The sequence below is a fragment of the Bradyrhizobium sp. B025 genome (genome assembly GCF_042257955.1).
GTDB lineage: Bacteria > Pseudomonadota > Alphaproteobacteria > Rhizobiales > Xanthobacteraceae > Bradyrhizobium > Bradyrhizobium diazoefficiens.
This window is the reverse complement of sequence record NZ_CP170150.1, coordinates 1,582,400-1,597,728: the sequence shown is the minus strand read 5'-3', so window position 1 is coordinate 1,597,728 and position 15,329 is coordinate 1,582,400. Positions and strand designations below refer to the sequence as shown.

The 15,329-nt window shown below is 57.2% G+C and carries 12 protein-coding genes and 5 pseudogenes; 8 read left to right on the top strand and 9 right to left on the bottom strand.

Annotated elements, in window-relative coordinates; genetic code table 11:
• Positions 1-5 precede the first annotated feature (5 nt).
• Entirely contained in the window at positions 6-755 is a 750-nt protein-coding gene (locus ACE10W_RS07340; RefSeq protein WP_271554402.1) for an SDR family NAD(P)-dependent oxidoreductase, read from the bottom strand.
• A 108-nt stretch (positions 756-863) separates the two neighbouring features.
• On the opposite strand from ACE10W_RS07340, the gene ACE10W_RS07335 reads away from it, so the two are divergent.
• Together ACE10W_RS07335 and ACE10W_RS07330 are read left to right on the top strand one after the other, a co-directional pair.
• Positions 864-1,760: a LysR substrate-binding domain-containing protein gene (locus ACE10W_RS07335; protein WP_304550877.1), complete on the top strand. Its 897-nt coding sequence runs from the start codon at positions 864-866 to the stop codon at positions 1,758-1,760.
• Between the two features lie 672 nt (positions 1,761-2,432).
• Entirely contained in the window at positions 2,433-2,636 is a 204-nt protein-coding gene (locus tag ACE10W_RS07330) for a hypothetical protein (protein ID WP_014497717.1), read from the top strand.
• 426 nt (positions 2,637-3,062) lie between these two features.
• On the opposite strand, the gene ACE10W_RS07325 is transcribed toward ACE10W_RS07330, so the two are convergent.
• Entirely contained in the window at positions 3,063-3,365 is a 303-nt protein-coding gene (locus ACE10W_RS07325; RefSeq protein WP_014497718.1) for a hypothetical protein, read from the bottom strand.
• A gap of 52 nt (positions 3,366-3,417) precedes the next feature.
• Positions 3,418-4,196, bottom strand: a pseudogene (locus ACE10W_RS07320) (IS5-like element ISBj2 family transposase).
• A 1,022-nt stretch (positions 4,197-5,218) separates the two neighbouring features.
• Between ACE10W_RS07320 and ACE10W_RS07315 the strand changes: the two are divergent.
• Both ACE10W_RS07315 and ACE10W_RS07310 read left to right on the top strand, forming a co-directional pair.
• Positions 5,219-6,406: an IS256 family transposase gene (locus ACE10W_RS07315; protein WP_375762758.1), complete on the top strand. Its 1,188-nt coding sequence runs from the start codon at positions 5,219-5,221 to the stop codon at positions 6,404-6,406.
• Between the two features lie 31 nt (positions 6,407-6,437).
• Positions 6,438-6,787: pseudogene (locus ACE10W_RS07310) on the top strand (SOS response-associated peptidase family protein); the annotation flags it as partial.
• Between the two features lie 81 nt (positions 6,788-6,868).
• Here the strand turns inward: ACE10W_RS07310 and ACE10W_RS07305 are convergent.
• The 3 genes and pseudogenes from ACE10W_RS07305 to ACE10W_RS07295 all read right to left on the bottom strand — a co-directional run.
• The gene (locus ACE10W_RS07305) at positions 6,869-7,093 is read right to left on the bottom strand and encodes a hypothetical protein (RefSeq protein WP_018647460.1); all 225 of its coding nucleotides are present in this window, start codon (positions 7,091-7,093) and stop codon (positions 6,869-6,871) included.
• Between the two features lie 145 nt (positions 7,094-7,238).
• Positions 7,239-8,393, bottom strand: a complete 1,155-nt coding sequence (locus tag ACE10W_RS07300) for an acyltransferase (RefSeq protein ID WP_231088510.1) — start codon at positions 8,391-8,393, stop codon at positions 7,239-7,241.
• Positions 8,394-8,680: 287 nt separating this feature from the next.
• A pseudogene (locus tag ACE10W_RS07295) lies at positions 8,681-9,015 on the bottom strand (transposase); the annotation flags it as partial.
• A gap of 132 nt (positions 9,016-9,147) precedes the next feature.
• On the opposite strand from ACE10W_RS07295, the pseudogene ACE10W_RS07290 reads away from it, so the two are divergent.
• Both ACE10W_RS07290 and ACE10W_RS07285 read left to right on the top strand, forming a co-directional pair.
• Positions 9,148-9,321 (top strand): annotated as a pseudogene (locus ACE10W_RS07290) (transposase DNA-binding-containing protein); the annotation flags it as partial.
• A gap of 221 nt (positions 9,322-9,542) precedes the next feature.
• A complete protein-coding gene (locus ACE10W_RS07285; protein ID WP_224516920.1) occupies positions 9,543-10,583 on the top strand; it encodes an IS4 family transposase in 1,041 nt (346 codons plus the stop codon).
• A 22-nt stretch (positions 10,584-10,605) separates the two neighbouring features.
• Here ACE10W_RS07285 and ACE10W_RS07280 read toward each other — a convergent pair whose 3' ends face one another.
• On the bottom strand, positions 10,606-11,148 hold the full coding sequence (locus ACE10W_RS07280; RefSeq protein ID WP_018647455.1) for a hypothetical protein: 543 nt from the start codon (positions 11,146-11,148) through the stop codon (positions 10,606-10,608).
• Between the two features lie 168 nt (positions 11,149-11,316).
• Here ACE10W_RS07280 and ACE10W_RS07275 point away from each other — a divergent pair, with 168 nt between their 5' ends.
• Positions 11,317-11,898 (top strand): hypothetical protein, encoded by a 582-nt coding sequence (locus ACE10W_RS07275; RefSeq protein ID WP_131234259.1) that lies wholly within the window; start codon positions 11,317-11,319, stop codon positions 11,896-11,898.
• Positions 11,899-12,462: 564 nt separating this feature from the next.
• On the top strand, positions 12,463-13,068 hold the full coding sequence (locus ACE10W_RS07270) for a hypothetical protein (RefSeq protein WP_131234258.1): 606 nt from the start codon (positions 12,463-12,465) through the stop codon (positions 13,066-13,068).
• 662 nt (positions 13,069-13,730) lie between these two features.
• On the opposite strand, the gene ACE10W_RS07265 is transcribed toward ACE10W_RS07270, so the two are convergent.
• Positions 13,731-14,267, bottom strand: coding sequence for a helix-turn-helix domain-containing protein (locus ACE10W_RS07265; protein ID WP_018647449.1), 537 nt, complete (start codon positions 14,265-14,267; stop codon positions 13,731-13,733).
• Positions 14,268-15,018: 751 nt separating this feature from the next.
• Positions 15,019-15,305: pseudogene (locus ACE10W_RS07260) on the bottom strand (DDE-type integrase/transposase/recombinase); the annotation flags it as partial.
• Positions 15,306-15,329: the final 24 nt, after the last annotated feature.

Genomic DNA, 15,329 nt, shown 5'->3' with positions numbered 1-15,329 from the left:
CTGGCTCAGTGGATGAGCATGCCGCCGTTGACGTCGATCACGGCGCCGGTCACATAAGCGGAGAGATCCGAGGCTAGGAAGGTGTAGATCCCGGCGACGTCTTCGGCCGTGCCGAGACGATTGAGCGGAATGCCTTCCAGGATCTTTGCCCTCATCTCGTCGGTCAGCTTGCCCGCTGTGATATCGGTGCCGATCAGGCCGGGCGTGACGCAATTGACGCGAATGCCATCCGGACCGAACTCACGGGCCATCGCCTTGGCAAGACCAAGCACACCGGCTTTCGCCGCGGAGTAGTGCGGGCCGCCAAAAATTCCACCGCCGCGCTGGGCCGAGACCGACGACATGCATGCGATCGATCCGGACTTCCGTGCTCGCATGTGCGGGATCACGGCCTGGGAGAGGAACAGAACACCCTTCAGATTGACATCCTGGATGCGATCCCAATCGGCCGCCGAAATCTCCAGGAACTTCACTGGCTGGGTGATGCCGGCATTGTTGATCAAAACATCGATGCCGCCAAAGGCTTCGATCACGCGGGCGACCGCCTGCGCGCAGGACGATTTGTCGGCGACGTCGCACCCTAGTCCGATATGGGAATTTCCAAGCGATGCCGCAGCATCCGCCGCAGCGCCGGCGTCAATATCCAGAATGGCGACCCGAGCGCCCTCGGCGGCGAACCGCCGGGCGGTGGCAAGCCCAATCCCGCGCGGCGAGGCCGCGCCCGAAATGATGGCCGTCTTACCGCTGAGCAGCATCAGTTCCTCCCGCAAGTTGTTCTTCCTTGGCGCTTAGGAATGACCAGCCGACGGCGAGCGGACAAGCGCGCAGTTGTCACGGATCGATGAATCTGGTTCACTTATGGCATGCTGTCGAATATCCCCATATCGGCAATTCGTGCCTTTGAAGCGGCTGCCCGCACCGGATCGTTTCGCGATGCGGCGAATGAGCTTCACCTGACACCGAGTGCCGTCAGTCATGCCATCCGCAAGCTGGAGGGCACGCTTCGGACCGTTCTGTTCGAGCGCAGCGCGCGGTCCGTGCGGCTCACGCCGGCCGGCGAGAACCTGATGCGCCACACGGGAGCGGCATTCGATCAGCTCCGCCGTGGCCTCGAGGAAGTTGCCGCGCGCGGACCACAATTGGTGCGCGTCCATTCCGCGCCCAGCTTTGCTGCGCAATGGCTGGCGCCAAGGCTCGCACAGTTTCTCGCGGCTTACCCGAAGCTCGAGGTTCGACTGGCTGCAAGCACGGACTATGCGCGCTTCAGCAACGATGATTTCGATATCGACATCGTCTACGGTCCGCCGCGCGCGGAAGGTGTCGAAATTGTCCCTCTGCCGGAGGAGACGGTCACGCCGCTCTGCTCGCCCTCGCTCGCAAAATCGATCAGGAAGCCTGCCGATCTCCTCGATCAGACGCTCATCCGCTCCGATGTGAAGCGGGTGCAGTGGCATCAATGGTTCACCGCGAATGGGTTGGAAGCACCTGCGCTTCACGGGATGAGATTCGACCGGAGCTTTCTTGCGATTGCAACGGCTGCGGAGGGATTGGGCGTGGCCTTGGAATCAACGCTTCTGGCCGAACGAGAACTGGCGAGCGGGCGCCTGGTCGCTCCACTGGCAGGACGCGCCAACGATATCCGCTACGTCGGTCACCGCTTGATCTACCCGCGCGCAAGCCGACAAAGATCGTCGGTACGAGCTTTTGCGGATTGGGTGGTGGCCCAACTCGGCGGCGGAGATGTTCGCTCCTCGCAGTGAGACCTCATCGAGATATTCCTGAAGCTGATGCGGAAATCCACCGCGTTTTGAGGATCTGCCCTTCATAGGAACCCCTCCGACCGCGTGCACGTTGCCGTATCGCTTCAGGACCCCCTGCCTTGGAGCGCCCCAACAGCGGCCTCCGCGTTGCCCCCGCGGGGGTCGTTTTATCGCGAGGCACAATGGACGAGGGTTGGAGAGTAGTGTTCGCGATTAGCGCCACTGCCGTGGTCGCCGGGGGCGCGCCTTCTTTGCCATCCGGTTTATCATCGGTCTGCACCTTTAAGGTCGCCCCTTACCCGTATTTTTCCCTAGGTCCAAAGTCTCACATCCACACACCAGTGGAGAAAGTGTCATCGGTGCACTACGGCTTGCGCTCCCGCATCGGTTGCAGTTGGATAGAGGAGCGAATTTACAAGAGACGTTTTTGAGGGGGAACAATATGAGGGCAGCAACGCTCGTTGCCGGGCTTTTTTTGGCAATCGGAATAATTGGACCGGCCGATGCTCGCGGAGGAGGTCACGGGGGCCGTGTCAGCTATGGCGGCGGACACCACACCTCAAGCCACGGCGGCAGCTTTTCAGGCGGCTCGGGATCGTTGCACCGCGGCGGGACCTATGTGAATTCAAACACCGGGAACCGTTACGGCACCCACCAATAAGAGGAAGCGCAATGGCGAAGTCGACCCGGAATAGCGGCAAGCAGTCGACGTCAGGCGAAGTGAGCCAACTCAAACAACTTGTGAAGGGCAACACACCGACGCGAGTGATCGGCCTGAAGTTGGGCCGAACCGAAAACGCGATCTACAACAAAGCATCTGAGGAAGGAATCTCACTGGCTCCGACGAACCAAAGCCCCTACGGCACGAAGAAGTAGGTACGGAGATCATGCTGAGACATTGGCCTGCGGCGCTTTGCATGGCCCTCGTGGGTTCGGCTTATGGTCAGGCGCCTGCTCCGGCCGCGCCCAAAGCCGCTCCTGAGCCGTCGGCCTATTGTCGATCTTCTGCGCAAATACTCTTTCAGGGTGGAGCTTCGGACGGCGACATCGCCGCCGTCGCGAAGATCTGCCGCCGTGGCGATGTCATCGCCATCAGCACCAGCGCACAAGGTTCAGTATTCTAGGTCGGTCGCCTATGTGACTTTACGAAGTCAGTAGTCGTGATGGGTCCACAGACGCTTTGCGTCCTAGGAGCCGAACGAAGCGTGAGGTGACCAATCCGTGATCGTGATCATGCCCTGCGCGGCGAAATCCAGCTACTGGTTGCTCGCTCGACTGTCACGTCACCGCGACATGTGACATCTACCGCAAAAGCTTCTTTAGCGCAGCGTCGCTCGCTAATCTTGAACTTAAGCGTCGAGCCGCTCCCTGTTGGTTCTCGCCAAGCGTATCTTTGATGATTTCCGTCGCTCGGGTCATCACCTCTTTTCGGACGGATGGGACGGCGCGGATCATCGCCGCAATTTCAGCCTCTGACATACTCTTATTGGGATCCAACTGACGGAGTTCGGCGAACCTTGATTCAACCGCTTTGATTTTTGAGTCATCGAACCACAGAGCAACGCTCTTCTGAGAGTCCGCAATTTTTTGTCGCTTTGTCAGCATCCATATCCTGCGTTCCGACGGGCGAATACATTTGGCCAACTAGGGTCCAGACTCAATTGAGCCAATATGCGACGAGAGCGGCGAGATGAACAGCGGCCAAAAAATTACGGGCGAGCTTGTCATATCGCGTGGCGATGCGCCGGAAGTCCTTGAGCCTGCAAAAGCAGCGTTCGATGACATTTCGTCCTTTGTAGGCGCGTTTGTTGAAGCGATGGATGACGACACGGTTAGATTTATTGGGGATTACGGGCTTGGCGCCACGACGAATGATTGCGCCGCGAAGCTTGTCGCCATCATACCCTTGGCGAGGAGCACGCTCATGGGTGGCGCGAGCGCCAGGACATCGGGAGCCGCAGCGATATCGGCATCCTGGCCTGGAGTCAGATGCAGGACGACCGGCCGGCAGAGCGGATCGCTCAGCGCATGGATTTTTGTCGTGCGGCCTCCGCGCGAGCGGCCGATTGCTTGATTGTGCTCCCCCCTTTTCCGCCGGAGGCACACCGGTGAGCTTTAATCGAGGTCGAGTCGAGCGACAGTACGACGCCGTCTTCGCCAGGCTTGGCCAGCGCTTCGAAGATTGCGCACCATCGTCCTCGCTTGGCCCAGCGATTGAAGCGATTGTAGATCGTCGTGTAAGGGCCGTATTCACGTGGACAATCACGCCATCGTGCACCCGATTGCAGCATGTGAATGATGCCGCTGACGATGCGTCGGTCGTCGTCCCGATCCGGCCCCGTCAGTCCCCTCGGCAGATGCGGTTCGATACGCGCCCATTGCCTGTCGTTCAGCCAAAACAAACCAGCGCGCATTCTCTCGCCCCCGAATCAACACGTAGGCAAGAGAATCACGTGGCGCTATTTAGGTACAGACCCTAGCCAACCAAGTTTTGCCTGAAACGTGTCTGTCAATTGCAAGATCTTCGCCGCAACGCAGGTTGCTAGGTGGAGATCGGCCTTCACAGCGATGGAAAGTTTGAGAAACGCTATGCAGTCTACCTGAGATCTGTGCCCTCGGAATCCAGAAAGAAATAGCCAGGCTCGTTGTAATTCAAAAGCCGGCCCATAAACTCCGAGATCTTATTTCTCGCCCGAAGTCCAACGATAGGGAGATCGGATTTCACAGCAGGAGCCTGGAATTGACCGACCTGTCGTTCTACGACCAATTCGAGACTGCGCACCGGTGCAATGGCAATGTACGGTGCCTTGCATCCGCCCGCTGGCCCGCGAGGTACTAGGTCGCAACTTTGCGTTAGCACGATGAAGAATAAGTTCTTCGGATGGTGGAAAAAATGAGGATGAACTGCCTCCAGTAGAGCATCCAGCTCTAGCGTCCTTCGCAGAACGTCCCCTTGCATCAACTCCGTGCTCGAGAACGCCGTTGTCTCATATGCAAAGTGCATGGGCCAAGCATGAGCGCGGATCAGGATGCAGTTTTGGATGCGAACGTATCCGAAGGTGAGACTCGCCCCTCCAGTTCATCATTCAGCCGGCGGATCGCTTGTCGCGTCGACACATTGGCCGGCTCGATTGAGACGGTAATTTTTGTGAAGGCCCCAGACTTGCTAATCTGCGTTCGGTAACTACTGCGGCACTCGGTTCGGCATGAAACGATGTTGCATCTCTGCCCTTGGTGTTAACGACTGCGTCGACAGCACGCCATTCCTGTCTGGTCACCGATGTCGATGAAATTCTGATGTTTTTCGAACTCATTGCATTGCCCCGTAAATGTTTGTCAAAAGATTGCACGCCATCTCAAAACTGCTTTGCATTCGGTAACGTACAGAGTCTTTCGCACTTTCAGGATTGACGGCTTCCTCTAGAATGAAGGAGCTTTGAATGAACGATGGGAATGCCATGGGTCAGGTGATCCAAATTGATGAGGCCCGGATTCGAGATCACCTGGGCGAGATGGTCCGCGGGACGGTGGAAGAGACACTGAACGCCATGCTGGAGGCCGAAGCGGACCAGCTGTGCGGTGCTGGGCGTTATGAGCGCAGCCCGGCCCGGCAGGACACGCGGGCAGGCAGCTACGAGCGAACGCTGCAGACCAAGGCGGGCGACGTCAATCTGAAGGTTCCGAAGCTACGTCGGCAAACCTTCGAGACGGCGATTATCGAGCGCTACTGGAGGCGGGAGAGCTCGGTCGAGGAGGCGCTGATCAAGATGTATCTGGCCGGGATTTCGGTTCGGCGGGTCGAAGACATCACGGAGGCGCTGTGGGGCACCCGGGTCAGCCCGAGCACAGTGTCGAACCTGAACAAGAAGATCTATACCAAGATCGAGGCGCGGCGGAATCGCAGGATCGAAGGCGAGCATCCGTATCTCTACCTCGACGGCATCGTGATGAAGCGCAGCTGGGCTGGTGAGGTTCGCAACGTGTCGCTGCTAGTGGCCTCGGCGGTCAATGCTGAGGGGTTCCGGGAGATCCTCGGCATCTGTGAGGGCGCCAAGGAGGACAAATCCGGCTGGTCCTCGTTTCTGCGGCATCTCGTCGATCGCGGTCTCAGGGGCGTGCAGTTGGTGGTTTCCGATGCGTGCCGAGGTCTTGTCGAAAGCGTTGCGGATTATCTGCCGGAGGCCCGCTATCAACGCTGCATGGTGCATTTTTATCGCAATGTCTTCAGCCACGTGCCGTCGACCCGGGTCCACGAGGTGAGCCACATGCTCAAGGCCATTCATGCCCAGGAGAGCCGCGCCGCGGCCGACGAGAAAGCCAGGACCGTCATCGCGGATCTGCGGGCAAGCCGTATGGCCAAAGCTGCTGATCTCGTCGAGCAGGCGGTTCACGAGACGCTCGCCTACTATGCCTTTCCTGACATCCATTGGCGGAAGATTCGAACGAACAATCCGCTCGAGCGCATCATGAAGGAGATCCGGCGACGAACCCGTGTCGTCGGCGCCTTCCCCGACGGTCAATCCTGTCTCAATTTGGCGGCGGCCCGGCTGCGGCACATTGCCGGAACGGCGTGGTCGACCAAATGCTACATGAACATGCGACCGCTCTATCAGCCACAACTCTCTGAAACCGGAGCCGTCGCCTGATCAAAAGTGCGAAAGATTCTGGACAGTACCGCCAAATCCCGAGACGAAGAAGAAAGATGTGGTTTGGTTCGCGCTCGAGGAGAGCCGGCCGCTGTTCTGCTTCGGCGGCATCTGGACCGAGTTCAGAGGCGACCGCGGCACCAAGTCGAAGCCGATCCCCGGCCCCACCTTGTCTACGGCTTCCTGACGACGTCACCCAATGCGGTCGTCGAGCCGATCCATCCGAAAGCAATGCCCGTGATCCTGACCACCGAGGAGGAGCGCGACATCTGGATGCACACTCCCTGGGATGAGGCAAAGGCGCTGCAGCGCCCGCTGCCCAACGACGCCCTGAGGATCGTCATGCGCGGCGCAGACAAGGAAGACAAGATCGCTGCGTAGGCTGCATTTGCACGGGCACCAGTTGAATGTACTTTTTGGCGGAGCGCTCGCGGGAATGCGACTGAGACGCTGACGTCCCGTCTAGGTCGCATGTGTGTCTGCTCGGGTACGCGGCCCAGAGCGTCCGCGATCTGAATGCGGCTCTTCTCTCCCCGAATCCTGAAACGCCTTCAAGATGGAGTTCATGTCGTATTGGCGGACGACCTGGATGCAATTCATCAGGTCGAGTTCAAGCTCGCCGTAATTCAGCAGGGTGCGGCCGATTATCGCCATCTCTTTCGGGAAGATATTGTGAATGGGAAACATGTGGTCTGCCTGAGTTAGCTCTTTCAATTACCCACATCTCATACCTAGTTAATTACCCTGAAGCTGGAAGGCCAGAGGGGGCGAAAGCGCTTCTGAGAGCAGAACAGGATAAGCACATCCGTGCATACCTGCGGCAGTGCCTGCATTAGCCTTTGAGGTGCTCAAATGATCTGCGACGCAAAGTGGCACGGATCGGTTCGTCGATATATCGCTTAACAAGAAAGCTAAAAGCGATTGCAACTAGAGTCATGCTTGGTACCGCTAGCGCTGCATGGATCTGCGCAACCCAACCTGCCGAAGTTCCGCCGAACAATAGCATGAGTGGAACGTAGTGGGTCATATAAAGCGGATATGAAAGATCTCCGATAAACTCGCTAAAACGGTTGATCGACGGACTCCCGATTGCATTAGCGCCCAGCCAAACAAGGAGCGGATATACGATTGTGACGATCAGGAAATCGTAGGGCTTCCAAAGGAAGGGCCAAAAAAAGGTCGCAAGCATGATAAGCGGAAGGTAATATGCTGCCCCTGGCAACAGCGGTTGCCTGCCAATACGGCAAGCAACAACGCCCGCGATAAATGAAAAACCTACCCGTACAAAGCCAATCCAGAAGGTTCTGCGGTCGAAACCGCCGTTTAGGCTTCCGAAATCGTAGCACGTGTATGCCGTTGCAACCGCGGCGAAGGCGAGCATCGCTAGCAACCATCGAAGCGATAGTTGGCGCAGACAAAGAGCAAACGTTAGGCTCGCCACATACTCGCAAAGCAATGACCAGGCGGGAGCGACAAAAGGAAAAATAGGAAAGCTGGGATCGTGGACAAATAAGTGCGGCAACAGAAGTACGCTGCAGGTGAGGAGAATAAAAAACTCCGTGACACTAAAATTGAATAACGCGGCAGCCATAGGCGCATAGAATCGTCCGATTACAACCACAACGAAGCCCAACAAGGAGCCAATTACGACGAGCGGATGCAGTCGTATCAGACGCCTTTTAATAAGTTCTGTGGGTGACAATTCTACGCGAGAAGGGTCGTAGGCAAATGCCATTACATACCCTGACAAGCAAAAGAAAAAATCTACAGCGAGATAACCGTGAGGAATCCGGTTCTGAGGACCGAACTGAAAGGGTTCATAAAAATGTAAAACGGCGACACAGATGGCAGCAATTCCCCGCATGCCGTCAAGAATGCTCAGTCGCGCGACCTCTTTGGCAGCCAGCGACCCGGGGTCTTCGGGAAAGGCGTTGGGGGGCGGTAAATTCGGGGAGGCGCAGCTGGATTTGAGCATCGCGTTCGACATGTAGGATTCTGCAATTCTATTAACGCATCTGTCGCATTTCTTTACATATACATGCATATACATGCATATACATGCATATACCGTGTGCCGCTACACGGTCTGAGCACCGTCAACTGCTAGCCCGGCCTATTCGTCAGAGGGCGGCTTTTGGGCCCGATTGATGCGGCCGCACATCTTGTCTGGCGAGGCGCACAGGATTGCCTTCGGCTTTTCACCGCCTGACGACCCGTACTTTGCAACGCGCTTGAGGGATGGGGTGGGTGAACGGGGGGCGGACGCCCCGCCGGTCAAGGACCGAGCGGCAGCAGCGCGCCTGGCAAACGGCGGATCAGGTCGGCTCGGGACATGCCGCGGCAAACGCAAGGCGAATGCGGCTCGTGGTCTCGACCACACGGGCAGCGATTTTCAAGAGACGAAGACGCAGCGTCGCGAACTCGGCAGCGGCCAATTCCCGGACTTTGGGAATCGCCTCGCGCACGGTCAGCATCAGCCAATAAGCGGCCGTATGGAGCGCGAGACGGACCTGGTTGGCGAGCGCCGAACGGCAGCTGGTGCGGTCGGAGGCGAGCTGCGTCATATGCAGCTTGATCAGATTCTCGGCTCGGCCGCGCGCGCATTGTAAGCGGCAAAGAGATCTTTCAATTACCCACACTTGACGTCGGATTTGAGCGGGGCGCCGCGGTCGAAATCTTGAATCAGTAGAATCTGTTGTGATTCGTTGTTGAGCACCTGATTCGGAAGTGCGGGGTGCTCGATGGGCTTGGTGAAGGAACGCGCGGTGGCGCGTGCTCAGCGATTGACGACCGGTATCGAGACGTGGGTTGATCGGGAAGTTGCGGGATGCGAGTTTAAGGATGAGCGGCTTGGTCGCCGGTTCTGCAAATTGCTCGCACAAATCGGGAGCGACATGGGTCAAAGCATCCCGTTGGTTTGTCAGGATTGGGCCAACACGAAGGCCGCCTATCGATTCTTCTCCAACGAGCGGGTCGACGAGGCGGATATTCTTGGCGGTCATTTCGAGGCGACGCGCGAGCGCGTAGCGGCGAGGGAGGGACCGATCCTCGTCCTCCATGACACGACGGAATTCAGCCTCAAGCGCGAGAAGCCGGATCTGATCGGCTTTACGGGCAAGACGGCAGGACGCACGCAGTGCGGCATCCTGATGCATTCGAGTCTCGCCGTGACGACCGAGGGGCTTCCGCTAGGACTGTCGGCAATCAAGTTCTGGACCCGCAAGAAGTTCAAGGGGACGACGGCGCTGAAGCGAAGGATCAATCCGACACACGGGTGCCGATCGAGCAGAAGGAGAGCATCCGCTGGCTCGAGAATTTACGGCAATCGACCGACCTTCTTGCTGCCCCTGGACGATGCGTTCATATTGGTGATCGCGAGAGCGACATCTATGAGCTGTTTTGCCTGGCCGAGGAGGTTGGAACGCATTTCCTGGTGCGAACCTGTGTTGATCGGCTTGCCGGGGACGGCAATCATACAATTGCCGACGAAATGGACGAGGTTACGATCAAGGGTCTGCATCGGATCAAGGTCAAGGACGACAAAGGCGATCCCGACGACGCCGTTCTTGAGATCAGGTATCGCAAGATACGCGTCCTGCCGCCGATCGGCAAACAGACGAAATATCCCGCACTCACTCTGACCGTGATCCATGCTCAAGAGCGGGGAAGGCCGAAGCGGCGAAAGAAAATCGAGTGGAAGCTCCTCACCGATCTCCCGGTCCAATCGCGCACGGACGCCATCGAGAAGATCGAATGGTACGCGTTGAGGTGGAAGATCGAAGTCTTCCATAAGATCCTCAAATCGGGCTGCAAAGCAGAGGACTCAAAATTGCGAACTGCTGAGCGTCTGGTCAATCTGATCGCGGTCTTCTGCATTGTGAGTTGGCGCGTGTTCTGGATGACGATGCTCAATCGCTCCTCGCCGAATGCCATACCGCAAACGGCGCTGACGGATCCCGAAATCAAGCTTCTTGATCATTTGGTGAAAGACCGGGGTGGTAATTGCTCTCGACGAAGCACGCTCTCGTACTATGTCGTCAAGATCGCGCGGCTCGGAGGATACTTGGCCCGAGCCAACGATCCGCCTCCAGGAAGTACCGTGATCTGGCGCGGACTCTCGCGGCTGAACGACATCGAACTTGGAGCCGCAATCGAGGCAACAACTATGGGTAATTGAAAGGAGTTAGCTTGCTAATGGTCTACGGCTTGAAATGGATAATCGAGCGAAGGAACTCGGGCATCTCAGGGCGCGTGGGACACGCATACTCAGTCGGTGGGGCGCCATCCTTGAAACCCAAGCCATAGCGGAAGGCGATGACGAGGTGTGCGGCATAATTCGTTAGTTCTTCAGTGCTGAATACCTGGGCTTTGGTCAGAGATCGCTTTTTCGAGCGAAGGTGAAAGACGAAGTCGTCGCCTTCATACTCCCCAGCGATAGAGTGAACGACGTTATTTCTGACGTAGTGGATGCCTTTTAGTATTGGCCTTAGTTCATCGAAAGCCTTCTGCGCTGGGGCCGGTAATTCGGAAAGCTTCGACAGCTGGTGAATCTTTTCCGCCCGCTGGTCTGCACTCAGGGTGAAAACGACTATTACTGCTTCATCATCGGTGAGGCGAAGAATGACTTTCAGGCAATTTCCCAGGATGTGCTCGATGTGGGACCAGCGCAAAGCCAGGACGCCGAGCTTGGCGTACTCAGCATCCGTGAGGGCTGGCTCAAAATTATAGGGTGTGGGGATCATGACGTCGCCCTGTTAAGACGCGGCCTTAGCCGCAAATTCGCTTTCTGGTCCATGCATGATCAGCGTTGCGCCTCTGCAAACCATCGCCCAGTTCTCGGTGCTGGAAAAGCCTGGTGCAGAAATCTTTATGGTCGCGTCGAATCTGGCGGGCGCTGGCGCGTTCTGAACGTGAACGATTCCGGCCGCAGGTTGACGGTCACCAAAGCCTCATCTGCTGGCGCGCCCCGTTATGGCGGTACAGCCCAAGCGCCAAGCGGCTTGGTTGCTGCGCGTATGAAATCGATCTACGACGGTCATTCCTCGAAAGGCCTCGATGTGAATGAGGCAACAGCAGCTATGATCAAGGAAGGGCGCAAAGCCTACCGCGACTACCATCTCGATAGGCACCGCTTTCTGCAATACGGTCAGGACGTCATTGTATTTCCTTGGTCAGGTGCACGCCTCGCTCAGACAATGGTGCTGGCTTTACGTCGAGAGGGCGCAAAGGCTTCGATCGAAAACTTTGCCGTCTTTGTCGAAAAAACATCTGCGGCCGACCTTAAGGACCTCCTGGTCGCAATCAAGGAACAAGGCCTACCTGAAACGGACGAGCTGGCGCGCGAGGCACGCCAACTTCAATCTGACCGCTTCGATCGATATCTAATTCCCTACCATCAGCGCCTGGCATTTAGCCGGCGCTTTCTTGTACGAGAGGGCTTTGCCGAGCTGATCGATGACCTGCTTGCTGCGGATGCCGTAACGGTGGGCTAGCCTCAGAGTTTGTGAACGAGTGCTGCACCGGAGCTTGACCCAACTATCCGATCCACCCCCGCGAAAACTGAGGCGCACGTCTGCTGGGCGGATGATCTTCGCCCGAGTCGGGGCGACGCAACGGCGATCAGTTGTTAATCCACGGCATCACGAGGCAGATTTGATTAGAATCATATTGGTAGCGGCTCCGCTTGTGATCACCGCGCCTGCGAATGCCGTTTACTTCACTTACTTCCGATGGGAGTCGTTACCTGCGCAGATCCGCGCTGCCTACATGGCCGGTTTCTACGACGCGCTGATTAGCGTTGCCTCTGACGAGCAAGATGCCAAGGCAGGCACGCATTATCAATTGCATTTCGAAGAGCAAAATGACAAACGTCCAGCTCGCAGACAATGTTCGCGCATTTGCTTCGACCCGTCCTAACCTTCAGACCGCAGGAGTTGGGGGAGCTCTAATCAATTATCTGAGAGTTCTGTGGAAAGCCCCAATAGATATGAAGGTGGACCGATTGATCGCGGCGTCGATTAGAAAGATTGACCTGGATCGCCTTATCGAGGGCTATCTTGAGCACGACGATGAAGCATAAAGGCGTCTCTGAAGTCGCGCTCGGGGCACTAGTGGCTACTGCCTTCTGGTTGATAGTAGGCCTACTGGTGGGCGATCCTGCACGCTTCAAAGACTTCGCCGGCCCGGCCGCAACGGTCTTCGCTGCAATTACTGCTGGCTGGATTGCCTACCGGCTTGGTCAGAGCCAAATCGCGGTCGCCAAGGTTCAAGCGGATATCGCAGAACGAAATTGGAAAACATCGAACGAAAAGATAGTGCTTGATCTCTTTGATAAGCGGCTCGCCATTTTCGAGGAGATTAGAGGGATAGTCGGTGAGGCATGCCGTAGCGGCACCGCTCCTGACGAGCTATTCTTTCGGTACGGACGAGCGATCGATCGCGTGCCCTATTTCTTCGGCGAGGACGTTCAGAAATACCTGGAAAAGATCCGTCTGCATCTAATCAACCTAAACCTCGCCAACTCGATGATGCAAAATCTCATCGATCCGGAGCGTCCGACATGGGTCAAAAAGCGCGGAGACGAGTTCATGGCGATAACCAAGTTCTACGAAGAAGCTCCACGCCTTTTCGGACCGTACATGAAAGCCCATCAGACAGCTTAATCGCGCAGAACGCGGGCAGCCGACGGCCTCGGTGCGCTACCTGGGACGATCCTCCAGAAGATCGAGGTACATGCAGGGTCACATAGCCCTTGGCACCGTCTAGGAGCACCTTGACTTGGGTGGCAGTCGCTCCCGGTCCAAGGATGACCCCTTTCCGGCCACTGAGGCGAGGCCCTGCTGACAGGGCAACGACTATCCGGCGACCAGCAAATAGCTCGTCTTTGGCAACCAACAGAGATCTGCCGAATTCGGCAGGGTACGGTTTGTGTTCCGCGGCATCGCCCGTCATATCGCAAGTCCGTTGCTGCGGAAAGCGAGATCTAGTGCGCTACGGCTTGCGCTCGCGCTTTGGTTGCGATTGAATGATCGCCGCCAAGGGGGGCACCGGTGGCTACATTTTTGAAGGTTGTTTCGGGGGTCTATTTGTTTGTCGTGTGGCTCGTCTTTGTTGGCGCGCTTCGCACTCCAGCACCACCGACCATAGGTTCAGACCTACTATTCCACTTGGGAGTATTCCTGGCTGCGGTGTGCTTCTCGATCCCAGCTGTCATCCTATTCGCATTCGGTCAGATGGTCGGTGAGCTTCGTTCGATCCGGCACTACTCCCGCCAGCAGGCAGAGCATCTGAAGGCGATGCGGGCGTACTACGAGCCGCATGGGGGTTAGTTAGTGCAATGCATCGCCCCCGCCGCATAGAATTCGTAGTCATCGCGCGCGGCTGCAGCTACTTCAGGGACAGATAAGGGATCATGTACGAATGACGGTTCGCCTTTTTCGTCACGCTCGTTCGCCTTTTTGGGGACTGCACCGGCAGAAAGCGCACCGACGTTCGCCTTCTGGTCATCCAAAGGCTCACCATTGTTCGCCTTCTGGTCAGAAGAAGGCGAACCCACATTCGCCTCTTCGAGAAGAAGGCGATAGGCATTGACGTAGGTCCCGCCTTCCTTGACCTCGAACTTGAGGTAGCCGAACTCGGCTAACCGTCCGAGGCTCAACTGCACGCCGCGGACGCCCTTCTTCCCAAGATCTTTAGCGATGGTGGCCTGCTTGCGGCGGGCTAGATCGGTCTCGTGATCGATCGCATCGGCGATATACCAAAGCACCCGGAAGTCTTGATCGGTAATGCGTAGATCGCCATTTGCGCGCGTTAACAGATGGAGCTTTCGCCGGGTCCGGTCCTTGTCGAGAATTGCACTCACGGCCGCACCATCTTCCGCGCCAGGGCAGCGGCGAAGGCAGCTTGCATGGCGGTTCCGGATTGCGGCTCGGGAGACTGGGTGCTAAATTCGAGGCTACTGGACTTTTGATTGCGATCTGGGGCTGCCTTAGCCGAGGCGGCCCTTCGCATTTTTGGCCCACCATCCGGCGGCTTTTGATTGCCAGTGCGCGAAAAAGCGCTTGCGGATCAATCTTGCCCGAACGGGCGGTTTGCCAATCTAAGCCATTGATACCGGCTGATGTGCTTGTTCTGCTGGGATCACCAATTATTTCAATAACTTAGTCCGCATTTGTTCGTCGACATCGTGTTGCGCCTGTTGCGCAAAATTACCCGATAATTCCAGCGATTGCCAACAACTCCCGGCTGCTCGGCGCGACATGGCCCGCGACAGAAAGGGCTGTGAACAGGTCGTAGCACGCTCCCCCATTTCTCGCCGATTGTGTGCACAATTGGCGCGCGCCGAATCGGGCCGACGGGGAGGTCGAGCGCTACCGTCTTGCCGAATGGCTTCAAAAAAAGAGAGTTGACAATAATCCGCAATTAAAGGGCCGATTGACAGAAGAGTTTTAAGCGCAACAAGCGCGACCCGTTGATGAGGCCTCGATCCGCGATCTCCATCAGGGCGAGCGGCCATGCTATCGGTCGCAATGATAGGCCGTATACATGAACGCACCCGACCGATATCCAAATTGCTGCTGAAATCCCTTGCATCCGCGCGGCCGTCTATACATGAATCTCTCGATGAAGCCGTTCTGCATCGGCTTTCCCGGCGCGATGAAGTGCCAGTCGATGACCGTGTCCTTGCTCCAGGCCAGCATGGCGTTGCAGGTGAACTCGGTGCCATGGTCGGACGCGATCATTCCTGGCTTGCCGCGTCGCTCAACGATTTCCTTCAGTTCGCGGGCCACCCGCCGCCCCGGATTGACGTCTCCGGAATGGCGCCCAGGTATTCCTTAGTGACGTCGTCGACGATGTTGAGAATGCGGAAGCGCCGGCCGTTGGCGAACTGGTCGTGGACGTGCAGTCTCAGGGCGGTGTCGCT